Source organism: Pirellulales bacterium (genome assembly GCA_035939775.1).
Classification (GTDB): Bacteria; Planctomycetota; Planctomycetia; order Pirellulales; family DATAWG01; genus DASZFO01.
On record DASZFO010000096.1, the window covers coordinates 16,457 to 40,285 of the forward strand.

Consider the following 23,829-nt stretch of genomic DNA (forward strand, 5'->3'; position numbering starts at 1 on the left):
CCAACTCCTGTGAAGTTTCGTCTCGAATATGGCCGAACCGGATTGGAAATCGACCTGCCGGCCGAGCGGGTTGTTCGTAAGCTGGCATACAAGGATGCCGTGCCGCTGCCCGATCCGGTCGGCGATCTTCGCAAGTTGCTCGACCGGCCGAACGGCACGCCGCCGCTGGCCGAGTTGGCTCGCGGGCGAAAGTCGGCGTGCGTGGTCATCTCCGACATCACGCGCCCGGTTCCCAATCGCCTGATCCTCGCGCCGCTGCTCGAAACGCTCGAATCCGCCGGCATCCCGCGCGGCGAGATCACGATCCTCGTGGCGACGGGGTTGCACCGGCCGAATCTCGGCGGCGAGCTGGTTGAGATGGTGGGCCAGGAAATCGTCGACAACTATCGGATCGAGAATCATCGCGGCACCGCGCTCGACGAGCATACGTATCTCGGCGAAAGCCCGCGCGGCGTGCCGATCTGGATCGACCGCCGCTATGTCGAGGCCGATCTCAAGATCACCACGGGCCTGATCGAGCCGCATCTGATGGCCGGCTTCTCCGGCGGGCGGAAACTGATCTGCCCCGGCATCGCCGCGCTGGAGACGATCAAGGTCTGGCACGGTCCCGATTTCCTCGAGCATCCCAACGCCGATGCCGGCATTCTGGACGGCAACCCCGTCCACGAGGAAAACACTTGGATCGGCCGGCACACTGGCTGCGATTTCATCGCGAACGTCGTGATAGACAGCGAGCGGCGGCCGCTGAAATGGGTCGCCGGCGACATGGAGGCCGCGTTTCTCGAAGGGGTTGAGTTCGTTCGCGGAGTGGTGGTCGATACGGTGCCCGAGCCGGTCGATGTGGTCGTGACGAGTTGTGCCGGCTATCCGCTCGACACGACGTTCTATCAGGCCGTGAAGGGACTGACCGGCGCGCTGCCGATCGTCAAGCAAGGAGGCACAATCATCATGGCGGCCAGCCTCTCGGAAGGGATCGGCAGCCCGGAGTTCGCACGCATCTTCGACGAGCATCCAAGCCTCGACGTGTTCGTCGAGAAAATCCTCGGCAAAGATTATTTCGTGATGGACCAATGGCAGCTTGAAGAGCTGGCCAAAGTTTGCCGCAAAGCCCGCGTGAAACTCGTGAGCGACGGCTTGCCCGCCGAAACGATTAACCGCCTATTCGTCGAAAGCGCCCCGAGCGTGGAGCGAGCCGTGGCGGATAGCCTGGCGGAATACGGCCCGGATGCCACGCTGGCAGTGATCCCGAAGGGGCCGTACGTGCTGGCGCAGGTCGGGGGTCAGGCGTAGGGCATGCTGTGCATGCCGTTGGTGCAAGTCGCTATGGACGAGTCCAGTTGGAAATCAGCCTACCATCCGCCTCAAGGTTCCCGCGCCGCGCTTCGTTACCTCCTATCCATTGCGGAGAAAAAGGGATGATTAGAGAACTCGACACGGTTGCATTGACCGATGACATCCCGGAGCATGGACTAATGCGGGGCGACATCGGAACCGTGGTGTTGCTCCACAGCGAACGCGGATACGAGGTGGAATTCGTAAGTCTTGCTGGCGAGACATTGGCGGTCGTGTCGTTGCGGCCCGAGCAGATTCGATCGGTTGGCCCGCGCGAGATTGCTCAGGCGCGTCCCGTCGAGGCGACACCGACTTAGCATAGTTGCTCAATGGTCCATCGGGAGAGCGGGGCCGGTGTGTCTGCGTGGACTGGACGCACCCATTACGCGTGCCCCAGGGTTCGTTCCGCCGCTTCTTCGCCGCTTCGGATCGCATGCGGGATGCCGACGCCGCGGTAGGCGTTGCCGGCTAGCGCGAGGCCTGGGAGCGCGCTGGCTTGGGCTTCGATGCGGGCCACGCGGTCGAGATGGCCGAGGTGGTATTGGGGCATCGATTGCGACCAGCGGGCGATCATGGCCCAGAGCGGCTGGCCGGTGATGCCGAGCAAGTCGCGAAGCTCTTCGGTGACGATGCGCTCGAGAACGGCGTCTGAGAGATCGACCAATTCACGCTGGCATGCTCCGCCGACGAAGGTGCGGATCAGCGCTTTGCCGACCGGGGCGCGGCCGGGGAATTTCACGCTCGGAAAGCTGGCCGAGAGAATCCGTCGCCGCTCGATCGCCGGGACGACGAAGCCGAAGCCATCGAGCGGTTGCCGAATCTGCCGGCGGTCGAAGGCCATCGAGACCACGACCGCCCCGGCGTATTCGATGGCCGAGAGTTCGGTGGCGAGTTCGCCATCGACGTCGGCGAGCAGGCGGCTAGCGATCGGGGCTGGCGCGGCTACGATAAGGCCGTCGAATTCCAGCTCGGTCGCGCGCTGCGAGTTCGCCGTTCCCTCTCCCTCTGGGAGAGGGTTAGGGTGAGGGGCGGCTGGCAACGGTCTTTCGCACTGCCCCTCACCCCGGCCCTCTCCCAGAGGGAGAGGGAGACTTGCGGTCACGCGCCAGCGGTTTGTCTCGCGCGTGATGCGCTCGATGGACGTGTTCAACCGCACGGTCCCGGCAGGCAAGCTGGAAGTGATGGCCACTACGATGCTGGAAAGCCCGCCGCGCGGCGTGACGAACAAGGCGTATCACGCACCGCTGGCCGGTTCTTGATCGACGGCATGATTGATCGGGCCGTCGGACTGCGCCGATTTCCCGCGCATGGCCGCGCGGATTAGCCCGCCGTGCTGTCGCTCCATCTCCTGGAATCGCGGCACCGTTCCCGCGAGGCTGAGTTTTTCCGGATCGGCCGTGTAGATGCCGGCCACGAGCGGTTGCACAAGCCGCTCGAAGGCTTCGCGCCCCAATCGCCGCCGGACGAAGCTCGCCAAACTTTCGTCGCCATCGCCGGAGCGCCGCGGGATGAAAAACTCCCATGCCAGCCGCAGCTTGCCGAGCGGGCTCAAGATGGGCGTCGTCAGCACCGGCCAAATCCGGCTCGGCGCCATCAACATGAATCCATCCGGCACAGGGCGGAGCCGGCCACGCCGGACAACGAACGCCCGCCGTCCCTCTGGATTCGTGCCGATCAGCTCGTCAGCGAGCCCGATCCGTCGGCAGAGATCGACGCCCCAGGGCACATTGGTGATGAAACTGTCGGCCCCTTGCTCGATGAGAAAACCGTCGCGGCTCACAGTGTGCAGCGATCCACCCAACCGGCCGCTGGCTTCGAACAGCGTGACGCGAACCGACGGATCGAGTTCGAGAAGCCGATGCGCCGCCGCCAGCCCGGCGATGCCGCCGCCGATCACGGCGATTCGTCGAGGGGGGGCGATTGAAGACATGCGGTCGCGAAATGTTCAGCAGGCGGGATTCTGTTGTTATTCTAATCGCAAACGTTTAGCGGCCTTCGGAATTCCGGCGAATTCCGCTACCGGCAGGTTATTCGACGCATCAGTGGCCGCGTTCCGGCCTCTGGCCGCCGGCCCTTAATCTTCTACAATACTAAGCTGTTCACGGACGTACACCATCGCTCCTCGATTCCCCCGCCTCCGCATGCCTGCCTCGGACATCGTCATCAAAGGCGCCCGCGAGCATAATCTGCGGGATATTCAGCTTGCACTGCCGCGGAACAAGCTGATTTGCTTGACCGGGGTGAGCGGGTCGGGGAAGAGTTCTCTAGCATTTGACACGCTGTACGCCGAAGGGCAGCGGCGCTACGTCGAGAGCCTCTCCAGCTTCGCCCGGCAATTCTTGGGGCAGATGCCGAAGCCGGACGTCGATTTCATCTCCGGGCTCAGCCCGTCGATTTCGATCTCGCAGAAGACATCCGGCCAAAACCCGCGATCAACGGTCGGGACAATCACCGAGATTTACGATTATCTCCGCGTGCTCTACGCCCGCACCGGCCAAGGGCATTGCCCGAATTGTTCGCGGCCGATCACCGCCCAGAGCCGCGAGCAGATCATCGAGCGGATCATGTCGCTTCCGGCGGAGACGCAGTTCCTCGTGCTCGCGCCGCTGATTCGAGCGCAGAAGGGGGAATATCGCGACCTGTTCGAAGACTTGATCAAGCAGGGTTTCGCGCGGGCGCGAGTCGATGGCCGGGTAGTGCAGCTCAGCGATGATCTACGGCTCGACCGGCAGATGCGGCACAATATCGAGGTGGTCGTCGATCGGCTCACTGCCGGCGACTCAATCCGACCCCGATTGGCGGAGGCGGTCGAGTTGGCGCTGCGATTGGGGGAAGGGAATCTGATCGTCGCCGTGAATTCTGGCAGGGGCGCGGACGGAACGTCGGCTTCGGACGAAAAGCAGCCGAAGGCCGAGTTTCTCCCTCTCCCTTTTGGAGAGGACCAGGGTGAGGGTGAATCGTCTCTGGCTTCCCCTCGCCCTAACCCTCTCCCAGAGGGAGAGGGGACCGACTCTCGCCGACGCGGGCCGAGAAGCAAGGCAGCGAACCCAGGCGACATTGTCCTCTCGGCCCATTACGCCTGCACGCATTGCGGTCTGAGCTTTGAAAGCCCCAGCCCGCAGTTGTTCAGCTTTAACAGCCCGCAGGGAATGTGTCGCGAGTGCGACGGGTTGGGGGAAATCTACGGCTTCGATGTCGCGCAGCTCATTCCGAACACGGCGCGATCGTTCAAGGACGGCTGCATCGAGTTGGTCGGCCCATGGCGCGACATGGGGCGCTGGCGGCGGCACATTTATCAAGGCGTGGCCGACACAGTCGAGCGAGTCCACGCCGTCGAATCCGGCACGATGCTCGAAACGCCTTGGGAGACGCTGCCGGCGGATCTGCAAAAACTCTGGCTCTGGGGCACCGGCAACGAGCACATCACGTTCACTTGGCGCAGCGGCGCGCATGGCCACAAATACGGCGGCCGATTCGAGGGGATCATCCCGCACCTGCTCTCGCGCTACCGCACCACGAACAGCCGCATCCAACGCCGGCAGTTGGAAAAATACATGAGCGTCGTCCGCTGTGGGGCGTGCGGCGGGGCCCGGTTGGGGCCGCAAGGCCGCTCCGTCACACTCGCGACAGGGCATTCAAGATTCGCCGATCGACCCAAGCGATCCTTGCCTGACGTTTGTGCCTTGTCGGTTGCTGACGCGGGTGAGTTTTTCAGCGCCCTGCAACTCGATGCGACCGGCCAGAAGATCGCCGCCGAATTACTCAAGGAAATCCGCGGACGGCTCGGCTTTCTTGTCAACGTGGGTCTCGAATACCTGACGCTCGATCGCACCGCTCCGACGCTTTCCGGCGGCGAATCGCAGCGGATTCGGTTGGCGGGGCAGATCGGTTGCGGGCTGGTCGGAGTGCTTTACATCCTCGACGAGCCGTCAATCGGGCTGCACCCGCGCGACAATCAAAAGCTACTCGACACGCTTACGCAACTCCGCGACAAGGGGAACACGGTCATCGTGGTCGAGCACGACGAAGACACGATGCGGGCGGCCGACACGATCGTCGATTTCGGCCCCGGCCCCGGCGTCCGCGGCGGAGAACTCGTGGCCCAAGGCCCCGCCGCGACGATCGCCAAGACAACGAGGAGCATCACGGGCAAGTATCTTTCCGGGAAGCTCAGGATTGAAGTGCCGGGCAAGCGGCGATTGGGGCCTCATTCCTCACCTCTCACCCCTCGCCCTTCGTCCCTCTTGAGAATCATCGGCGCGCGGCACAACAATCTCCAAGGGATCGACGTCGAGATCCCACTCGGCGCCGTCGTCTGCGTCACCGGCGTTTCCGGCTCGGGCAAAAGTTCGCTGGTGAACGATATCCTCGTCGAAGCGCTCCGCCGCGATTTGAATGGCGGCGTCGGCGCCCCCGGCCACCACGAGCGGATCGAAGGGATCAATCATCTCGACAAGCTGATCGCCATCGATCAATCGCCGATCGGCCGCACGCCGCGATCCAATCCGGCGACTTACATCAAGGTGTTCGACGACATCCGCAATCTATACGCGAAGCTATCCGAATCGAAGACTCGCGGCTACAAGCCGGGGCGGTTTAGCTTCAACGTGAGCGGCGGGCGATGCGAGGCCTGCGAGGGAAACGGTTCGAATCGGCTTGAAATGGACTTCCTGGCCGATGTGTGGGTCACCTGCCCGGTCTGCGAAGGGCACCGTTTCAATCGCGAAACGCTCCAGGTGCGGTTCAAGGGGCAGAACATCGCCGACGTGCTGGAGATGGACATCCAGCAAGCTCTGGCACATTTCGAGAATGTCCCCGACGTGCGGCACAAGTTGCAAACGCTGCACGACGTGGGGTTGGATTATCTCAAACTTGGCCAGCCCTCGCCGACGCTCTCCGGCGGCGAGGCGCAGCGGATCAAGCTGGCCCGCGAGCTGGTCAAGAAGAGCACCGGCCGCACGCTCTACCTGCTCGACGAGCCGACGACGGGACTGCACTTCGCCGACATCCAAATGCTGCTCAAAGTGCTGCACGATTTCGTCGACGCGGGGAACACGGTGCTCGTGGTCGAGCACAATCTGGATGTGATCAAGACGGCCGATTGGATCATCGACCTCGGCCCCGAGGGAGGCAGCGGCGGCGGGCGCATCGTCGCCGTCGGCACGCCCGAGGAACTGGCCGCCAATCCCGATTCGTACACCGGACGGGCACTCGCGCCGCATCTCGATCCCTCAGCGCGAATACTGGCCGTGACCGCGGCGGCTAAGGCGGCGCGGCGCGGCAAAGCGCTCGGCGGCAAGTCCAAGGGCAACGGCCAAGCCCGCGCGATCGTCGTTCGCGGCGCGCGGCAGCACAATCTCAAGGGAATCGACGTCGAAATCCCGCGCGATCAGATGACCGTCTGCTGCGGGTTGAGCGGTTCGGGCAAGAGTTCGCTGGCGATGGACACAATCTATGCCGAGGGGCAGCGGCGGTACGTCGAGAGCTTGAGTTCGTACGCTCGGCAGTTCGTCGGTCAGATGCAGAAGCCGAAGCTCGATCATATCGAAGGATTATCGCCCGCAATCGCCATCGAGCAGAAACACATGGGGCACACGCCGCGCTCGACCGTCGGCACGGTCACAGAGATTTACGATTATCTGCGGGTGCTGATGGCTCGGCTCGGCGAGCCGTATTGCCCCGCCTGCGACATCCCGATCGGCACGCAATCGGCCGACGAGATCATCGCGAAGATCATGGCCGAGCCGCCGGGGACAAAGCTCTATCTGATGGCTCCGCTTGAAATTCACGTCGGCGAGAATTACGAATCGCTGTGGGACGAGATTCGCGCCGGCGGTTATCCGAGGATACGGATCGATCGCCAGACCTATTCGGTCGATGAGCCGCCGACCATCGATCGCCGGCGCAGACACTTGATTGAAGTGGTGATTGACCGCGTGGCTGTTCGACCAGACATCCGCTCGCGGATCGCCGGGAGCATCGAAACCGCGCTCGCGCTCGGCAAAGGGATGCTGCACGCTGCCTATCCGTCGGACGACATGCCGGAAGCGAAATGGCGGACCGAGATTCACAGCCAGCATTTCGCGTGCGACCGGTGCGGGCGGAGCTTCGAGCCGCTCACACCGCATAGTTTCTCATTCAACAGTCCGCTGGGCTGGTGCCCGACGTGCGAAGGGCTTGGCGTGCAATCCGGGGCGAATCCTGCCGCCCTGATCCATGATCCCAAGCTGACGCTCGCCGAGGGGGCCGTCGGGATTTGGCCGGCCGTGGATCAGCCAATGTTTGCGGCGATGTTGGCGGCCTTATCGTCCAAGCTCGGCATCCCGACCGACGTGCCGTTCGAGCAACTCTCGGCCCGGCAGCGGCGCACGATCCTGCACGGCAGCGGCGAGGAATGGATCGATGTTTCAGTAGGGCACGCTGTGCGTGCCGAGCTCCCTCTCCATCTGGGAGAGGGCCGGGGTGAGGGGCGTCGGCAAAACGCTCTGGCCGCTTCCCCTCACCCTAACCCTCTCCCAAAGGGAGAGGGGACGATCACGAGGCAGCCATTGCCGCTGTGTTTTCGCTTCCAATACAAAGGCCTGTATCCTGCGCTCGAGGAGGCGGCGCGGCTCTCTCCCGCCATGCGCGGAAAGCTGGATCACCTGATCGATCAAGTGGAATGCTCGACCTGCGACGGCAGCCGGCTGCGCGACGACGCGGCGGCGGTTCGGCTGCGCGGGCGAACGAGCGACGAGATTTGCCGCCTGCCGCTCGGGCAGTTATCGGCCGAACTCGATCGCTGGGAACTTACCGATCGCGAGAAGAAGATTGCCGGCGATTTGATTCGCGAGATTCGCACGCGGGTGCAATTCCTGGTCGATGTCGGCCTTGAATACTTATCACTCGCCCGGCCTGCCCCGACATTGTCCGGCGGCGAATCGCAGCGGATTCGGCTGGCGAGCCAAGTGGGCAGCGGGCTGTGCGGCGTGCTGTACGTGCTCGATGAGCCGACGATTGGCCTGCATCCGCGCGACAATCGCCGCTTGCTCGGCGCTCTCGAAAAGCTCCGCGACCTGGGGAACACGCTGCTCGTGGTCGAGCACGATCGAGAAGTAGTCAAGAGCGCCGATCAGTTGCTCGACTTTGGCCCCGGTGCCGGAGAATTCGGCGGCCAAATCGTCGCCCGGGGCACACCAGCGCAAGTCGCCAAATCAAGGACATCCGTCACCGGGTCGTATCTTTCGGGAAAGAAAGCAATTCCGATCCCGACGAATCGGCGCATGGGTTCCGTAGGGCACGCTGTGCGTGCCAAGCCGTCGCGTGCCAAGGCCGTCACGCACAGCGTGCCCTACGACTCGCCGCCGGATCCTCCCGGCGGCGGCTGGCTCGAAATTATCGGCGCTCGGCACAACAACCTCCGCAACATCGACGTGCGCATTCCCCTCGGCACTCTAACGGCCGTCACCGGCGTGAGCGGCAGCGGAAAAAGCTCGCTGATCGAAGACGTGCTCTATAACTCGCTCGCCCGCACTCTGCATCGCGCCCGCCTCATGCCCGCCCCGCACGACACGATCCGCGGCATCGAGCACGTGAACAAAGTGATCCGAGTGGATCAACAGCCGCTCGGGAATACTCCGACCTCGAACCCAGCAACGTACACCGGCGTGTTCGATTTAATCCGCGAGCTGTACGCTCAGCTTCCCGAGGCGAAGATTCGCGGCTACATGCCGCGGCGGTTCAGCTTCAACGCCCCCGGCGGCCGCTGCGAGGCCTGCGAGGGAAACGGCCAAAAGCGGATCGAGATGCACTTTCTGCCCGACGTGTGGGTCGAGTGCGATGTCTGCCGCGGCCAGCGATACAACCCCGAGACGCTCGCCGTGCGCTACCACGGCCAATCGATCGCCGAGGTGCTCGATATGTCGTGCGGCCGGGCGGTCAAGCTATTCGAAAATATCCCCAGGATTCGCAAGATTCTGCAAACGCTCTGCGACGTTGGGCTGGATTATCTCACGCTCGGCCAGCCGGCGCCGACGTTGAGCGGCGGCGAAGCGCAGCGCGTCAAGCTGGCGGCGGAACTGTCGCGCCCCGACACCGGGCGAACGCTCTTCCTGCTCGACGAGCCGACCACCGGGCTGCACTTCGACGACGTGGCGAAGCTGCTCGACGTGCTCAACCGGCTCGTGGACCTGGGAAATACCGTCGTGGTGATAGAGCACAATTTGGACGTGATCAAGACGGCCGATTGGGTGATCGACATGGGACCGGAGGCGGGCGAGGGAGGAGGGTTCGTTGTCGGAGTGGGCACGCCCGAACAGGTCGCTACGAATGCGGCGCAAGTACGAAGTACGAAGTACGAAGTACGAAAGAAGGGTGGCACTGGCCAGCGAAGTCGGCCAGTGCCGGACGGCGGCAATTCGCCAGCGCAGTCGGCCATTGGCGGCATTCACCGCAGCCATACAGCCGAAGCGCTCGCACCAATGCTGGCGGCTGGTCCGCATGTGGAAAGGAAACCACATGACTTCGCGGCCGCCCAAACGCGACGCGCGGAGGATGTGGAGATTCATGAGGTCGGCAAGGCAGTCAGGATGCCCTGGGAAGTGGATGGCCGGCGCTGGCATACGCACGATCGAGTGGGCCGCACCGGCGAGCCATGTCGCTGGGATGGAGAGGTTTTGGCTCGCGTCGTCGATCGGATTCACGAGCTGGGTGAGTTCAGCGAAACCGATTGGAATAGCCGCGGAGTGGTTGAGATTCGGGCCACGAAGAAATCCGACGGCTGGTTCTTTCATGCCATCACCGGCGAGCAATGGCTGTTGAAGCTGAAGTTCCGCGTTGCCCGCGCCACCTTCAAGCGCGAGAACTTGATCGAGCGGATCGCGCTGACGCCGCTCAACGATCTGGAGCATCTGCCGGTGTACGGCAACGATCCGCGGGTGAAGTGCAAGAACCTTCGCGGGCCGTTTCAGGAGGTCGAAATCCGCGTGCATTCGCTCGCCGAGATGGACCATCCGGAGTTCTGGAAATTCCTCGCCGAGGCGGTGGCCGGTTTTCAGAAATTTACGCATCGCGTCGAGCAGAAGCCGGAGGACCTCATGCCTTGGAAAGTGCTTGGCCGAAAATGGCATTTCTCACGGAAAGGGTTTCCGCCGGGGAAGCGGGTTCACTGGGAGGCGGAGGTGCTCGAGGAGCTGTGCGAACTCCTCTCGTCGGCCGCCCCCGCCGGACAATTCCTTTGGAACAATCAGCAATTGGTCCACATGTTTGTCCCCGGCCAGCGCGAGCCGTGGGCCTCAATTCACACCAAGCGGTTGGCGAGCGTCGATCTGCAACTGAACGGACCGAAGGGACGATTTGCCCTGGGCCGTCTGACCGACTTGGGAACCGAGCGGAACCTGGACGCGACGCGGCCGGATTTCGACTTCATACAGATCAGTTTTCGCGCGGTCGATGATCTTCATCGGGGAAACTTGACGGCATTTCTGCAAGAACATTTGGCAACGATCGGATCGAGCAACGGCGAAGCGAAAAACACGCGGAGATTGGCGCGAGCGTTTTAGGGAACACCCTCCGTGGCGTTCCGTGACACAGCACGGATTCGGAACGCCACAGAGGGAGTTCCCTACAGTTCTTCACGAAGACCTCAAAAAACGACGCCCTGACAGCCTGGCGTACGATTATGTCCGAACCCCTGTTACCCGCGAGCTTCTTGTTTCGCTATTCGGTCCCGTGCTTGTATCTGCCGGAGGGAACCGAGCTGCGCGACAAGACGATTGGCGAGGCTTATCGCTTGCCGAATTTCACGCCGCTTGACGGCGGGCCGGATGGGCCGGAGGTGCGCGTCGGCTGGAACGAATCAGGATTGGCCATCTCGCTCCACGTGATAGGCAAGCGGCAGCTTCCTTGGTGCCGCGACAACCGGATCGAAGACAGCGACGGCTTGCTCGTCTGGATCGACACCCGCGACACGCACAACATCCATCGTGCCGGGCGGTTCTGCCATTATTTCGTCTTTCTGCCGAGCGGCGGCGGGCATCGACTCGACGAGCCGGTCGCCGAGCAGCTCTGGATCAACCGGGCCCGCGAGAACGCGCGGCCAATTCGGCCTGGTATGCTTCGCGCAAGAACGGAAAAGCGGCGCGATGGCTATATCTTGCAGGTGCATATTCCCACGGCCGCGCTCACCGGCTTCGATCCTGTCGAGCATCCGCGGCTGGGCTTCACCTACTGCATCGCCGATCGCGAAATCGGTCTGCGCACCTTCAACTGCGGCCCCGAGTTCCCCTTCCGCGACGACCCGAGCCTGTGGGCGACGCTTGAGTTGGTGAAGCCAGAGTCCGGAGGGAGAAATGCCAAGAAAGGGCGCTCAACTGGCGAGAAAGTGAGCTAGCCGGTCATCTCAACTCCAATCCCAACTGCTTGCGGATAATCCGGCAAAGACTCTCCCGGATTTCCGTATGCCGCGGGATGGGCGCTTGCCGTCCTGTTGCCGGATTTCGATAAACATCGTGGCGCGCACCATGACGATGCAACACGCAGCCCGCCTCTTGCAGTTCGCGAATGAGAAGTCGCCGTTTCATCCGTCGATGGCGAGTTCTTTCGTTTGGGCGCCTTCGGGGGCGGGAGTCTCGTCGGCCGTCATCAGGTGATACGCGTCGCGGATGTTCTCTTCCAACTCCGCTAGCGTTTCCCCTTGGCTAAATACTCCCGGAACGCCGCGCAGTCGTCCGACGAACGAGCCGTCGTCTTCCCAGTATTCCAAGACGAATGAAGGTTGCATTGATGAGTTTCTCTACGAGAACGATGCCAAACGGACTCACAAACATTCTACCATCTCCCGCGCATGATAGCTCGACCTCACGAACGGCCCGCTGGCGACGCGGCGGAATCCCATCGAGCGGGCGGCGGCGGCGAGTTCGTCGAACTCCTCCGGCGGCACGTAGCGGACGACCGGCAGATGCTCGGGAGTTGGCTGAAGATACTGCCCTAGCGTGAGGAAATCGCAACCGGCCTCGAGCAGATCGGCGAGCGTATCGAGAAGTTCTTCGCGCGTCTCGCCGAGGCCGAGCATCAGGCCGCTCTTGGTCTTGAGCGCCGGATTGAGCCGCTTCACGATGCGCAGCAGTTCGAGCGTCCAGCAGTAGTCGCTCTTGCGGCCGCGCACCTGGCGATAGAGCCGCGGGACGGTTTCCGTATTGTGGTTAAAGACCTCGGGGGCGGCCGCCACGACGCGATCGATCGCGCCCGGCTTGCCGAGGAAGTCCGGCGTGAGCACCTCGACCGTCGCGCCGGTTCGCCGGCGGACGGCCAGCACCGATTGATAGAAATGCTCCGCCCCGCCGTCGGCGAGATCATCGCGCGTCACCGAGGTGATCACCACGTGCTTGACTCCCAGCCGCGCGGCCGCCTCCGCCACCCGGTCCGGCTCGTCCGCTTCGAGCGCCTCGGTCTTCCCCTTCGGCACCGAGCAGAAGCCGCAGGGGCGCGTGCAGACATTGCCCAGGATCATGAATGTGGCCGTCTTTTGCGACCAGCATTCCATCCGGTTCGGACATTTGGCGCTCTCGCAAACCGTCTCCAGCCGCAGTTCCTCGATCAGCCGAGCGGTAAAATGACTGCCGTCGCCCTTAGGCACATTCCGCTTCAGCCACCGCGGCAAGCGGCCAGTCGTGGGCCACGCCGTCACGCTAATTTCAAGCGGTCGAACGACAATTGGCAAGTCGGCGAGCATAGTCGGGCTAAACGAGCAACGTCGGCCGGGTTACAATGGGTCAAACCCAATCGTCTGACTAACTTTAATCGTCGGATCGCTCGCAGGAAAGGGCAACGCCCCTGGCTAAGAACATCCCCAAGAACGTCCCGAAAAAGCCGAAGAAAAAGGCCGCCCCCGATCGCGAGCATGACAACGAGCGGCTGATCGCCCAGAATCGCAAGGCGCGGCACGAGTACGAAGTGCTCGACACGCTCGAATGCGGCATCGTGCTCTTGGGCAGCGAAGTGAAGAGCCTGCGTGGCGGTCGGCTCTCGCTCGACGAAGCCTATGGCAGAGTGAAAGAAGGCGAGGTCTGGCTCATGGGATGCGACATCGCCGAATACGTCCAGGCGAATCGGCTCAATCACCAGCCGCGCCGCCCGCGGAAGCTCTTGATGCACCGCCGCGAGGTCAAGAAGTTCGCCAGTCAGGCCTATGAAAAAGGGCTGACATTGGTGCCGCTCAAAATGTACTTCACCGAAGGGCGAGCGAAAGTGCTGATGGGCATCTGCCGCGGCAAAAAGCTGCACGACAAGCGCGAGTCGATTAAAGCGGCTTCGATGAAGCGCGACATCCAGCGCGCCATGCGCCGCGGGGGATAGGGCCAGGCATTGTCATTTGCCACTATTCTCGCGGGCGCACCGCGAGTTTATTCGCGCGCGGGCGGATACCGAGTTTATCGCGAGGGTGCACTGCGAGTTTATTCGCGCGGGCGCACTGCGCCGGTCAGGCCGCTATAGTCGGGCCGATCCTCCGGGTGCCAAAGGGGCAATCCCTGGGCGATCCGCTCCGCCAGAATCTCGAGCTTGTCGCGCGATCCGGCCGGAGCGTCCGTCGGACCAAATTCATCGGTCTCCACCGGAGCAAAGTCCTCGTCATGTCCATACTTGAGGATCGTTTCAAAGACATTGCGATGTTGACGCATAACCCTTTCTCTCCAACTACAAAAAACAGTCACAGACGGTCGCTAATTCGGCATGTCGCCCACGCCCAAAACGCCGCTGCCCGAGGCCGCCGCAAACTTCACTACGGCTTGACCGAGCCTTTGGATCGCACTGCAGCCAAATCGCATTGCAACCAATCGCACTGCAACCGGCGGCCCACGATCCAAATCGTCAACAACAACCACCCTGTGACAAAATTACACTTTCCGGGCGCCAAAGGCTCGCTAGCGGTGGGCACGCACATGCGGCCAAAAGGCAGGACGACACCCGGCAAACACTCCCCTTGCCAGAGCACCGCATTGTGGTCGATTTCGCCGAAATGTCAAGCATTTGAGGCTGAAACCGCTTGGCTCATCCAGCGATTTGACGCGGTCGAATTGCGTAAGTTATGCGGCGAAAGTAACTTAATGAGAACCAAATCAGCCGATGAAAGTCGCGCGATTCAAACGGATTGGACAAATTACTGTCAATGACATTACCGCGAATCGTGTTCGTGACTCGGCGATTTTGGCCGCTTTTGGGGGGTGCGGTGACGATCATCGGCAACCTGGCGGCGGCGCTCGTTGAAAAAAAGGGGATAAGTCCAATTATTCCAATCCAGCAATCTGCGAAACGAATGCAGCTCGTTAATTGGACTTATCCCCTTTTTAACACATGACGCACCGCATTCTTCACGTCATCCCGAGCCTCGATTCGCATGGCGCGGAGAAGCAGCTTACGCTGCTGGCCACCGGATTGCCGCGCGAGCGCTTCGATGTTCACGTCTGCGCGCTCGCGCGCGGCGGGCCGTATGAGGCGGTATTGCGAGCGGCGGGGATTCCGGTCACGGTGATCGGCAAACGCTGGAAGCTCGATCCGGCCGCGTTCTGGCGGCTCAAGCGAGAGATCGCTCGCGTCCGCCCCGATCTGGTTCACACCTGGCTGTTCGCGGGCAATTCCTACGGCCGAGCGGCGGCGCTGGCGGCGGGAGTGAAGCTTCTGGTGGCCGCCGAACGCTGCGTCGATCGCTGGAAGGTTTGGCACGAGTTTGCCTTCGATCGCTATTTGGCGCGGCGAACCGAGCGGATCGTGGTGAATAGCGCGGCCGTCCGCGATTTTTACATTTTCCACGGTCTGCCAACGGAGAGATTCGCTGTGATTCCGAACGGGGTGCCGCCGGCGGCGCCCAGTCGCGTCACGCGCGCTGAACTGCTGGCAGAACTCGGCTTGCCGACGAACGCCCAACTCATCGGCGCGATTGGCCGGCTCTGGCCGCAGAAGCGAGTCAAGGAATTGATCTGGGCCGCCGATCAGTTGAAGTGCGTTCGCGACGGCGTGCATCTGTTAGTGATCGGCGATGGGCCGCTGCGCCCGGACCTGGAGCGCTACGCCTGGATCTGCGAAACGGACGATCGCGTCCACTTTCTCGGCGCTCGTGACGACGTGCCGCGGCTGGTGCCGCATTTCGACGTGGCCTGGCTCGCCAGCGGTTATGAAGGACAATCCAATGCCATCATGGAGGCGATGGCCGCCGGGGTCCCGGTTGTGGCGACCGACATTCCCGGCAACCGCGACTTGGTCGTTCCCGGTGAAACCGGCTACCTCGTGCCGCTCGATAGCCGTTCGGCATTTGCCAAATGGACGCTGCAAATCCTCCAAGATGCGGATTTGGCTCACCGCTTTGGCGCCGCCGGAAAAGCCCGCATGACCGCCGAGTTCAGCGTCGAGCGAATGGTGAATCGCTACGCCGCGCTGTATGGTGAATTGCTCGATGGTAAATGACGAATGACGAATGTCTAATGACGAATGCCCAAATGACGAACGAATTCACAACTCCGCTTGCGCCTCGTCCCGCCTCGGTGGATCTTCGACATTCGTGCTTCGTCAATCCTTAGGTATTCGTCATTCGACATTAGTCATTCCCATCGCATGTGCGGCATCACTGGCGCAGTTTGGATCGACCCGGCCGCGGCGCTCGATGCGGCCACGCTCGAGCGGATGACCGATTTGGTCGCGCATCGCGGTCCAGATGATCGCGGCTGCTATCGCAGCGACTACCGCTTGCAAACCGGCGCGGCGCCGCAGCCCGGCGTGGCGCTCGGGCATCGGCGGCTGTCGATCATCGACATCGAGGGGAGCCGCCAGCCGCTGTCGAATGAAGACGGCACGATCTGGGTCGTCTTCAACGGAGAAATCTACAATTTCCGCGACTTACGGCGGCGGCTGGAAGGTTCCGGCCATCGCTTCCGCACGCAAGGAGACGTCGAGACGATCGTTCATCTCTACGAGGATGAGGGGCCCGATTTCGCCAAACATCTCTGGGGAATGTTCGCCGTGGCGATCTGGGACGCCCCACGGCGGCAATTGGTGCTGGCCCGCGATCGCCTCGGGAAGAAACCGCTGGTGTATCGCGCCGAGACGAACCGGCTGTTGTTTGCTAGCGAATTGAAGTGCCTGCTGGCGACCCTCGGCGTCCCGCGCGAGATCGATCCGGGAGCGCTCGACGAATACTTGACCTACCAGTACATCCCGCACCCGAACACGATTTTTCGCGGAATTCGCAAGTTGCCGCCAGCCCACTACGCCGTCTGGCGCGACGGCCGCTTGAATGTGGCCAGTTATTGGCAGCCTGACTTCAACCATGAGGAACGTCGACCGCTCGGCGAATATGTCGAAGAGTTGCAATCGCGAATGACCGACGCGGTGCGGCTGCGATTGCAGAGCGACGTGCCGCTGGGGGCGTTTCTTTCTGGTGGGATCGATTCGTCGATCGTCGTCGGCCTGATGAGCCGATTGAGCGGAAGTCCCGTGAAAACATTTTCAATCGGCTTTCCCGAATCGGATTACGATGAAACCCGCTACGCACGCGAAGTCGCCGAGCGCTTCGGTACGGAGCATCACGAGCTGCGCGTCGAGCCGAACGCCTTGGAGATTCTGCCGAAGCTGGCCTGGCACTACGACGAGCCGATGGCCGACAGTTCAGCGGTGCCGACCTGGTATGTCGCGGAGCTGACGCACCGAGAGGTGAAAGTGGCGCTCACCGGCGATGGCGGGGACGAACTTTTCGCGGGCTACGATCGTTATCGGGCGGTGCGGCTATCGACACTGTTCGACAGGCTGCCCGGCCCGTTGCGGCGGTTGCTGGCGAGTTCCCTCTGGCAGCGGCTGCCGGGCGGGAATCGGCGGCGATCGTTCATCCGCCGATTGAAGCGGTTCACGGCCGCGCTCGGGCAGCCCGTCCAGCGGCGGTATCTCGATTGGATCGGCATTTTCGACGAAGCCGGTCGCGCGGCTTTGTACTCGGACGAATTCCTGGCCAGTCTGCCGAACGTCGATCCGACAGAATTCTTGAATCGGGCCTGGCGGCGAGCCGGCCGGCGCGACACGGTCACCGCGGCGTCGCTCGCCGATCTGACGACCTATCTTCCCTGCGATCTGTTGACGAAAGTGGATATCGCCTCGATGGCCCACGGCCTCGAGTGCCGGCAACCGTTTCTCGACCATCGGGTCGTCGAACTGGCGATCGCGATGCCAGTGCAATTCAAGCAGCGCTTCGGCCGCGGGAAGCGAATTCTGCTCGAGGCTTTCGACGATCTTTTGCCGCCGAGCGTTCGCCGCCGGCGGAAGATGGGCTTCGGCATCCCGCTCGAATCCTGGCTGCGCAACGAACTGAAGCAATTCACCCGCGAAGTGTTGCTCGATCGTGTTTCGCTCGGCCGCGGCTACTTCCGCCCCGAGGCCGTGACGCGGATCGTCGAGGAACATCAATCCGGCGCCCGCAACCACGGCTATCAGCTTTGGTCATTACTGGTCTTCGAGCTGTGGCATCGCCAATGGATGGAGGCCGCAAACAGGATAGACAACCCCGAACGGCGGTTCTAAAATCGGTAACAGTCCGCCCATTTTCCCGAGGAGATTCTTATGCCCCCGAGCGCTCGACCCGTTGGCGCATGCTTTCGCATCGCTCTTTTTTTGTGCGGCTGTTTCCTGGCCGGATCTTTGGCCGGCTGCGGTTCCGGGGAGCCGTTTTCGTACGTGCCAGTCAGCGGCAAAGTTACCTACGCCGACGGCACCCCTATTCCGGCAAAACTCAAATTGATTTTCATTGCCGTTAACCCGCCGACAGCCGACGCGGGTACCGTTCCCAAACCAGGCGCCGCGATCACAAACTCCGACGGAACGTTCGACGCCGTCACCAGCCATACTTACGGCGATGGTTTGATTCCCGGCAAGCACAAGGTTGTATTGACCGTGTCAACCGGGAGGGGCGGCGAATCAACGACGGACCTCTTCGGGCCCGAGTATTCCGACCCGAACAAGACGCCGATCGAGGTCGATACGGCAAACCTGCCGATGGAGATCAAGGTGAAGAAGCCGTAGGGCTTAATACTGACCGCTTTGGATCGTTTCGCCGTCGTTGGAGAGCAGGATCTTGTCCCACACGCCAAGGCCCTGGGGTGGGTTGATGCTCGATATTCCCAACTGAATGTAATCGCTGATGAACTTGACGCTGCCATCGGCGAAACAGACATTGACGCCGCCCGTGTGAAGGCTACGAGCCGCTTGTTGCCAATTCGGCCAATCATCGCTCGAGCAGGACATCCCGATCTGCGATGTCTTGACGGCCCCACCGACGATCGCTTGGATCGCGGAGCAGGCCTCCACGTCGTCGGACTTGAGCCCCGGATCGGCTGCGTTCGGGCCGTTGCAGTCCCCTTGATATCCGGAAGCCCAGATCGCGCTCGGGCAAGCGCCGCTCATGGCCCAAACACCCCGGCAATCGAAAGGAACCAAGCCGGCGCGAATCTCGCAAACCAAGATCGTTTTGCTCGTTCCGTCCTTGATCTCGGTGGCCTTCAGCGCGACATTGGCCCCCATCACACCGCACTGATACTTGTTGCGCCAAACCGCCGCGCTGGCAGCATCGTCGGAATTGCTGCCAACACTCATGAAGCCCGTCGAGGCATTGGCGGCGTAATCGCCGCGAGCCCAGAGCGGAGTCGCGCCCTTCGGGCTCAAGAGCGAAGTCGCCGCGTTTTGCGAACCATCGAATGGCGTGGCGTTATAAGGATCGCTCGGACAACACATGACGCCCATGTGGGTAGCCCGCGCGGGCGCGTTTATCGCGTTGTTGATGGGTTGCTTCAAGTCCATCGTCTTGTAGATGTCATTCCCTTCGATCTGCGGAAGAATATCGATCACCCAGTTCTTGTAAAGTCCGGGAGAGTTTAAGGCGTGGTTGGATGTCGGAATCGGCGAGTTAATGATATTGGGCAGCCCCTTCGAGTCCAGCCACGTCGAACTTGCCGGGAACGTTCTATGGCCCGAGTGGAAATTCAACAAAGCCAAACCCAGTTGTCGGATATTGCTGGAACATTGCGATCTTCGGGCGGCCTCGCGGGCTGCTTGAATCGCCGGCAGCAAGAGCGCAATGAGAATGCCGATGATCGCGATCACGACCAAAAGTTCGACCAGTGTGAATCCACGGCGGCGCGCAGAGAGAAACGAATTGCGACGATCTACCTTGAACATGATGCTCTCCAATCTGAATAGCTTACGCGAATGGTATTGATGAGGGCGTCGCTTATTGTAGCAAAAACCTCCATCCGTGCCAAAACTCCATCATAAAGAATTTCCCGCGGAAATGAGATTCCGGGCATGCCCATCCCTTGAGGGGTAGAAAGCGTGCGTGCCGTTTCGCGGTCGGGTAACGCTTCTGACCAGTCCGCCGCGGCGGATCGGCCAGTGCCGAAACTTGCCCCGAACGCTGATTCAACAAGTCTTCCGTGAGTCGGCGGGTAATGCAGTAGGGCTATGCTATGTGCCAGTTCAGCACTGGCCGACTTCGCTGGCCACACGTCGCTGGCCGGTGCCACGCCTTGATGGCGGGCGCCGAATCGCGGGTTGGTTGCAACGCACCGGCCGGCGTTGCTCTGACTCAGCCTTCATCCTTCCGCCTTCATCGTTAATTCCGCCGCAGGATTCGCTGGGTTGACATCGGCCAGGCGCGTCACTATCATTCCGGGGATTGGTGGCCCTTCGGCTTCCAAGTGCTTTGGTGACAAGTTGTTCGGCCTTGGCTGCGACCTCCGCAGACGGTCGCGAGGAGTAATCTGTCGATGACCCACGTTGTGTGTGAACCTTGTTTCGATTGCAAATATACCGACTGCGTCGTGGTGTGCCCCGTCGAGTGCTTCTATGAAGGGGAACGGATCCTGTACATCCATCCCGATGAATGCATCGACTGCGAAGCCTGCGTGCCGGAATGTCCGGTCGAGGCCATCTTTCATGAAGACAACGTGCCGGAAGAGTGGAAGGACTTCACCGCCTTGAACGCCGAAATGGCGCCGCAGTGCCCCGTGATCACGGAAAAGAAAGAACCGCTGGCGGGCAAGGAATGACGGCCGAGCGCGCCGGCCATCGGAACACTTGGATCGCGCGATCACGAACAGAATTCTCAAGCCGCCGCGGGCTTTGAAGCCGCGGCGGCTTTTTTGCACTTCTGCATTCAATTCAATCGACTTCGTTCGCTGTCCTCTTGGCGTCCTTGGCGGCGGTTCAAACAAAAAGAACGCAGCCCGCCACGAATTCCCTGTGACGGGCTGCGGATGCAGACGCTGCGATCAGGTGGCGCGCGAAATTCTATCGCGCGTTCGGTCTGGGCGTCGCAGCGTTGTGATCGATTTGCTCGGCGAAGCCCGCCGGGGCCGTGTCGGGCCAATGCTCTTTGTCGAAGCCCTTCGCGTTGTCGAGCTTGGTCTTCGACACATTGACCACGAAGAACATGTTGTTCCCGTCGAGCTTCATTTGCAGCTCGTTAAACGGGATGGCGAATAGCTTTTCGCCTACTCCCAGCACTCCGCCAGACCCCAGGGCGATGTAGTTGATCGTCCCGGTATCCATGTTGACCACGAAGTCCGCGACTGTCCCCAGCTTTTCATTCTGGAGATTGCGGACTTCGGTCCCGTGCAGCTTGGTCATTCTGAAGGTCTTGGGCACCGACACGTTTTCGGTCGGCCGCGGATCGGCGGCCAACGCGCCCCCCGCCCAACTCAAGACCAGCCCACAGGCCAGCAATCCGGTAATGATGCGCTTCATAGTTCTGCTCCTTCCTCCATAAATCAGGCGGTCTGCCCAAACAAAACACCCGGTATCCGCCGCGCCGGTCTCATAGACTGGCGCCGCGGCGCGGTCTTCCGAGCAACAGGCTCAACACGAACAGGATCAAGAACACGAAGAACAAAATCTTCGCTACGCCGACCGCCTCGATGGCAATCCCGCCAAATCCGAACACGGCGGCGACCAGCGCAATCACGAAAAATACGGCAGCCCAGTACAACATGGGTTGGTCCTCCAAGGCGCGGAAAACAATGATCGGCTGCCCTGGGCCATATGGGCCGGCAGCTTCAATCAGTCTAGGTCCGGTGCGACCCCTGCCCCACCGACACCGCTGCCCAAACCACGCACAAACCGTGCCAATGCGAATCTGCCCGTAGCGGTGGGGACCTGCGGCAATATCGTCGACGAAAACGCGGATTGGGGACCGATATTCAGCCTTGGAATGGAGGCCTTGGCTATCCATTGAGCAAGCTGGCCGAAAACCGGCTAGGATTTGAATGCAAGAATCAGCCGGCGGCGTTCCGCGCTGGTGCCCAATGTCGAATAGAATGAACACGTTCGCCATTCCCATCTTGGCGAGGACAAGCGTCGATGAGCGGCAAGCAAATCGTGATCTACACGGCGGCGAGTCTGCCGCAGGCCCATGTGTTGCGCAATGTCCTTGAAGAATTGGGCATCCCCGCCTCGATCACGAACGACACGATCCAGTTTGCCGTGGGCGACGTGCCGGCGGGCTGGCCAACTTCCCCGCGCGTTGTGGTGGACGAGCAACAGGCCGAACTGGCACGCCGGGTCGCGTTGGAGTTCGACGTTGCCGGCCGCAGTTCGCGATTGCGCGACAAGGGCGATGACGATTCAGATTCGAGCGCCGACCGCGAGACAATCGCTTGGCCCATGTGCCCGAAATGCGGCCGCCGCCGAGTGGCGATTTGCCCTTTCTGCGGCTCGACCGGCGACGATATTCCGCCCGCCGATCTCAGCTATCAGGCGCTGGAAGAGCATGCCGACGACGAAGGCGACACCGCCGCCTTGCGGCTCGATCGCCAATCGACCGGCACGCAGCGCAACTGGCTCCTGTGCCCAACCTGTGAAGAACCGTTCGAGGCTCAATACGAGCACGCTTGCCGAAACTGCGGGCACGATTTCGGCGACGGCATCAAACGGCCTGACGCGCCCCCGGCGCTGCTCTTTTCGCCGCCCCGATTGGCATGGTTTTCCGCCTGCGTTGCCGCAACAGTGCTCTTGATGCTCTGGAAGCCGGTGATGGGCTACGTGCTCGTGGCCGTCATCGTCGTGGCGACACTGGTTCGTCGGAGTATCGACGCGGGACGCTCGCAGTAGTCGACAAAAAAGGCAAACCCGCTTGGGCGATCGTGAATCGCTGATTGGCCCTTTATGCAGCCCAGGCGTTCGCTGCATCGAGCGCCTGTCCGTCGCCGCTGGCTCCGGTTAAACGATCTCGCCCTGCATCAGGATGCGAATTCGGGGCGGCGGCGGCCGAGCTGGGATTGGAGCCGCTGCACGATCGAGCTGTGCATCTGGCTGACGCGGCTTTCCGAAAGATCGAGCGTGGCGCCAATCTCTTTCATCGTCAGCTCTTCGTAGTAGTAGAGAATGATGATTAGCCGCTCGTTGCGATTGAGGCCCTTGGTGACTAGGCGCATCAGGTCGTTCTTCTGGATGCGCCGTGTGGGGTCTTCCCCCTTCTTGTCTTCGAGGATGTCGATCTCGCGGACGTCCTTGTAGCTATCGGTCTCGTACCATTTCTTGTTCAGGCTGATCAGATTGACCGCGTTGGCGTCGAGCATCATCTTTTCCAGCTCGGCGACGCTGATCTGCATCTGCTCGGCCAGCTCGATTTCGGTCGGCGAGCGGCCCAGCTTGGCTTCGAGAGTCTTGATCCCTTCGTTGAGCTTGCTGGCCTTGGAGCGCACTAACCGCGGCACCCAGTCCATCGTGCGCAGCTCATCGAGCATCGCCCCGCGGATTCGCGGCACGCAATACGTTTCGAACTTCACGCCGCGCGAGAGGTCGAAAGCGTCGATCGCGTCCATCAGGCCGAACACGCCGGCCGAGACGAGGTCGTCCAGCTCGACCCCTTCGGGCAACCGAGCCCAAATCCGTTCGCCGTTGTACTTCACCAGCGGCAGATATTGCTCGACGAGCCGATTGCGCAGGTCTTGATTCGACGGATCGGCTTTGAATAGCAGCCAAAGCTGTTGTACGTCCTCAGGTGCGAGCGTCGTCGCCATGCAATCCTCCGTGATTGTTCGCCGAGCGTGGTCTTCACGCTCCGCGTGAAGCATTCGCCGCATGCAACGCATGCAGCCCACACTGGCAGAGCCAGCGGCAAATTATTTTTTCATACTGATCGCGGCCGGAGCCGTTTTGCTTGCCGCGTTCGCGCCGGCGGCCATTTCGGACATCAGCCGCGAGCGAACCGAATCATCCACAATCCAACCGGCCAGTTGTCCGACCACGCCACCGATCACCGCAAAAACGATAAGGCACGCAATGGCTTGACCGATCGTCGCTTCAACGGAGACCGACCGCACAACGCACCGCACAAGGACCGTCAAAAAGGCGAGCGTCCCTAAGACGCCGGCGTAGGCGCGTCCCATGAATTGTCCTGCGATTTGGCGGAAGGGATGAATTCCGTTCCGCGTTTGCCGTCAAAACTGCCATAAACGGTGCATTTTAACGACACATTGCGTGCCGACGGTC

20 protein-coding genes are annotated in these 23,829 nt (G+C 61.7%); 10 read left to right on the forward strand and 10 right to left on the reverse strand.

Translation table 11 applies throughout. From position 1 onward, the window contains the following. The first annotated feature begins 9 nt into the window (after window positions 1–9). Together larA and VGY55_05835 are read left to right on the forward strand one after the other, a co-directional pair. Entirely contained in the window at window positions 10–1,290 is a 1,281-nt protein-coding gene (larA, locus tag VGY55_05830) for a nickel-dependent lactate racemase (GenBank protein ID HEV2969492.1), read from the forward strand. Window positions 1,291–1,415: 125 nt separating this feature from the next. Next, the gene (locus VGY55_05835; GenBank protein ID HEV2969493.1) at window positions 1,416–1,649 is read left to right on the forward strand and encodes a DUF4926 domain-containing protein; all 234 of its coding nucleotides are present in this window, start codon (window positions 1,416–1,418) and stop codon (window positions 1,647–1,649) included. A gap of 65 nt (window positions 1,650–1,714) precedes the next feature. On the opposite strand, the gene hemG (VGY55_05840) is transcribed toward VGY55_05835, so the two are convergent. Continuing rightward, window positions 1,715–2,560 (reverse strand): protoporphyrinogen oxidase, encoded by an 846-nt coding sequence (gene hemG, locus VGY55_05840; GenBank protein ID HEV2969494.1) that lies wholly within the window; start codon window positions 2,558–2,560, stop codon window positions 1,715–1,717. A gap of 6 nt (window positions 2,561–2,566) precedes the next feature. Then, complete coding sequence (gene hemG / locus VGY55_05845; GenBank protein HEV2969495.1) at window positions 2,567–3,262, reverse strand: protoporphyrinogen oxidase; 696 nt, start codon at window positions 3,260–3,262, stop codon at window positions 2,567–2,569. Window positions 3,263–3,473: 211 nt separating this feature from the next. On the opposite strand from hemG (VGY55_05845), the gene uvrA reads away from it, so the two are divergent. Beyond that, on the forward strand, window positions 3,474–10,871 hold the full coding sequence (uvrA, locus tag VGY55_05850; protein ID HEV2969496.1) for an excinuclease ABC subunit UvrA: 7,398 nt from the start codon (window positions 3,474–3,476) through the stop codon (window positions 10,869–10,871). Between the two features lie 119 nt (window positions 10,872–10,990). Beyond that, on the forward strand, window positions 10,991–11,701 hold the full coding sequence (locus tag VGY55_05855) for a hypothetical protein (GenBank protein ID HEV2969497.1): 711 nt from the start codon (window positions 10,991–10,993) through the stop codon (window positions 11,699–11,701). 186 nt (window positions 11,702–11,887) lie between these two features. Here VGY55_05855 and VGY55_05860 read toward each other — a convergent pair whose 3' ends face one another. Together VGY55_05860 and lipA are read right to left on the reverse strand one after the other, a co-directional pair. Then, window positions 11,888–12,091 (reverse strand): type II toxin-antitoxin system HicB family antitoxin, encoded by a 204-nt coding sequence (locus VGY55_05860; protein HEV2969498.1) that lies wholly within the window; start codon window positions 12,089–12,091, stop codon window positions 11,888–11,890. 36 nt (window positions 12,092–12,127) lie between these two features. Continuing rightward, window positions 12,128–13,042 carry a lipoyl synthase gene (lipA, locus tag VGY55_05865; protein HEV2969499.1) on the reverse strand — a complete coding sequence of 305 codons (915 nt, stop codon included), beginning with the start codon at window positions 13,040–13,042 and terminating at the stop codon, window positions 12,128–12,130. 221 nt (window positions 13,043–13,263) lie between these two features. On the opposite strand from lipA, the gene smpB reads away from it, so the two are divergent. Next, complete coding sequence (smpB, locus tag VGY55_05870; protein HEV2969500.1) at window positions 13,264–13,665, forward strand: SsrA-binding protein SmpB; 402 nt, start codon at window positions 13,264–13,266, stop codon at window positions 13,663–13,665. Window positions 13,666–13,763: 98 nt separating this feature from the next. On the opposite strand, the gene VGY55_05875 is transcribed toward smpB, so the two are convergent. Beyond that, window positions 13,764–13,988 (reverse strand): hypothetical protein, encoded by a 225-nt coding sequence (locus tag VGY55_05875; GenBank protein HEV2969501.1) that lies wholly within the window; start codon window positions 13,986–13,988, stop codon window positions 13,764–13,766. A gap of 673 nt (window positions 13,989–14,661) precedes the next feature. On the opposite strand from VGY55_05875, the gene VGY55_05880 reads away from it, so the two are divergent. The 3 genes from VGY55_05880 to VGY55_05890 all read left to right on the forward strand — a co-directional run bounded on the left by VGY55_05880 (window position 14,662) and on the right by VGY55_05890 (window position 18,366). Continuing rightward, a complete protein-coding gene (locus VGY55_05880; protein HEV2969502.1) occupies window positions 14,662–15,768 on the forward strand; it encodes a glycosyltransferase in 1,107 nt (368 codons plus the stop codon). A 147-nt stretch (window positions 15,769–15,915) separates the two neighbouring features. Beyond that, entirely contained in the window at window positions 15,916–17,868 is a 1,953-nt protein-coding gene (gene asnB, locus VGY55_05885) for an asparagine synthase (glutamine-hydrolyzing) (GenBank protein HEV2969503.1), read from the forward strand. 39 nt (window positions 17,869–17,907) lie between these two features. Further along, window positions 17,908–18,366: a hypothetical protein gene (locus VGY55_05890; GenBank protein HEV2969504.1), complete on the forward strand. Its 459-nt coding sequence runs from the start codon at window positions 17,908–17,910 to the stop codon at window positions 18,364–18,366. A gap of 3 nt (window positions 18,367–18,369) precedes the next feature. On the opposite strand, the gene VGY55_05895 is transcribed toward VGY55_05890, so the two are convergent. After that, window positions 18,370–19,518, reverse strand: coding sequence for a DUF1559 domain-containing protein (locus VGY55_05895; protein ID HEV2969505.1), 1,149 nt, complete (start codon window positions 19,516–19,518; stop codon window positions 18,370–18,372). A 587-nt stretch (window positions 19,519–20,105) separates the two neighbouring features. On the opposite strand from VGY55_05895, the gene VGY55_05900 reads away from it, so the two are divergent. Next, the gene (locus VGY55_05900) at window positions 20,106–20,387 is read left to right on the forward strand and encodes a ferredoxin family protein (protein HEV2969506.1); all 282 of its coding nucleotides are present in this window, start codon (window positions 20,106–20,108) and stop codon (window positions 20,385–20,387) included. A gap of 241 nt (window positions 20,388–20,628) precedes the next feature. Here VGY55_05900 and VGY55_05905 read toward each other — a convergent pair whose 3' ends face one another. Continuing rightward, the gene (locus tag VGY55_05905) at window positions 20,629–21,084 is read right to left on the reverse strand and encodes a PRC-barrel domain-containing protein (GenBank protein HEV2969507.1); all 456 of its coding nucleotides are present in this window, start codon (window positions 21,082–21,084) and stop codon (window positions 20,629–20,631) included. 70 nt (window positions 21,085–21,154) lie between these two features. Then, a complete protein-coding gene (locus tag VGY55_05910; protein ID HEV2969508.1) occupies window positions 21,155–21,328 on the reverse strand; it encodes a DUF1328 domain-containing protein in 174 nt (57 codons plus the stop codon). Between the two features lie 368 nt (window positions 21,329–21,696). On the opposite strand from VGY55_05910, the gene VGY55_05915 reads away from it, so the two are divergent. Continuing rightward, window positions 21,697–22,446 carry a DUF2007 domain-containing protein gene (locus VGY55_05915; GenBank protein ID HEV2969509.1) on the forward strand — a complete coding sequence of 250 codons (750 nt, stop codon included), beginning with the start codon at window positions 21,697–21,699 and terminating at the stop codon, window positions 22,444–22,446. 128 nt (window positions 22,447–22,574) lie between these two features. Here VGY55_05915 and VGY55_05920 read toward each other — a convergent pair whose 3' ends face one another. Together VGY55_05920 and VGY55_05925 are read right to left on the reverse strand one after the other, a co-directional pair. Beyond that, window positions 22,575–23,357: a FliA/WhiG family RNA polymerase sigma factor gene (locus VGY55_05920; protein ID HEV2969510.1), complete on the reverse strand. Its 783-nt coding sequence runs from the start codon at window positions 23,355–23,357 to the stop codon at window positions 22,575–22,577. Between the two features lie 102 nt (window positions 23,358–23,459). Continuing rightward, window positions 23,460–23,726: a hypothetical protein gene (locus VGY55_05925; protein HEV2969511.1), complete on the reverse strand. Its 267-nt coding sequence runs from the start codon at window positions 23,724–23,726 to the stop codon at window positions 23,460–23,462. Between the last annotated feature and the right edge of the window lie 103 nt (window positions 23,727–23,829).

What these genes read in the sequence shown, in the direction of transcription:
- VGY55_05835 (HEV2969493.1), top strand. Translation starts at nt 1,416, where the DNA reads ATGATTAGAGAACTCGACACGGTTGCATTGACCGATGACATCCCGGAG.
- hemG (HEV2969495.1), bottom strand. Translation starts at nt 3,262, where the DNA reads ATGTCTTCAATCGCCCCCCCTCGACGAATCGCCGTGATCGGCGGCGGC.
- uvrA (HEV2969496.1), top strand. Translation starts at nt 3,474, where the DNA reads ATGCCTGCCTCGGACATCGTCATCAAAGGCGCCCGCGAGCATAATCTG.
- VGY55_05855 (HEV2969497.1), top strand. Translation starts at nt 10,991, where the DNA reads ATGTCCGAACCCCTGTTACCCGCGAGCTTCTTGTTTCGCTATTCGGTC.
- VGY55_05860 (HEV2969498.1), bottom strand. Translation starts at nt 12,091, where the DNA reads ATGCAACCTTCATTCGTCTTGGAATACTGGGAAGACGACGGCTCGTTC.
- lipA (HEV2969499.1), bottom strand. Translation starts at nt 13,042, where the DNA reads ATGCTCGCCGACTTGCCAATTGTCGTTCGACCGCTTGAAATTAGCGTG.
- VGY55_05875 (HEV2969501.1), bottom strand. Translation starts at nt 13,988, where the DNA reads ATGCGTCAACATCGCAATGTCTTTGAAACGATCCTCAAGTATGGACAT.
- VGY55_05880 (HEV2969502.1), top strand. Translation starts at nt 14,662, where the DNA reads ATGACGCACCGCATTCTTCACGTCATCCCGAGCCTCGATTCGCATGGC.
- asnB (HEV2969503.1), top strand. Translation starts at nt 15,916, where the DNA reads ATGTGCGGCATCACTGGCGCAGTTTGGATCGACCCGGCCGCGGCGCTC.
- VGY55_05890 (HEV2969504.1), top strand. Translation starts at nt 17,908, where the DNA reads ATGCCCCCGAGCGCTCGACCCGTTGGCGCATGCTTTCGCATCGCTCTT.
- VGY55_05895 (HEV2969505.1), bottom strand. Translation starts at nt 19,518, where the DNA reads ATGTTCAAGGTAGATCGTCGCAATTCGTTTCTCTCTGCGCGCCGCCGT.
- VGY55_05900 (HEV2969506.1), top strand. Translation starts at nt 20,106, where the DNA reads ATGACCCACGTTGTGTGTGAACCTTGTTTCGATTGCAAATATACCGAC.
- VGY55_05905 (HEV2969507.1), bottom strand. Translation starts at nt 21,084, where the DNA reads ATGAAGCGCATCATTACCGGATTGCTGGCCTGTGGGCTGGTCTTGAGT.
- VGY55_05910 (HEV2969508.1), bottom strand. Translation starts at nt 21,328, where the DNA reads ATGTTGTACTGGGCTGCCGTATTTTTCGTGATTGCGCTGGTCGCCGCC.
- VGY55_05915 (HEV2969509.1), top strand. Translation starts at nt 21,697, where the DNA reads ATGAGCGGCAAGCAAATCGTGATCTACACGGCGGCGAGTCTGCCGCAG.
- VGY55_05920 (HEV2969510.1), bottom strand. Translation starts at nt 23,357, where the DNA reads ATGGCGACGACGCTCGCACCTGAGGACGTACAACAGCTTTGGCTGCTA.
- VGY55_05925 (HEV2969511.1), bottom strand. Translation starts at nt 23,726, where the DNA reads ATGGGACGCGCCTACGCCGGCGTCTTAGGGACGCTCGCCTTTTTGACG.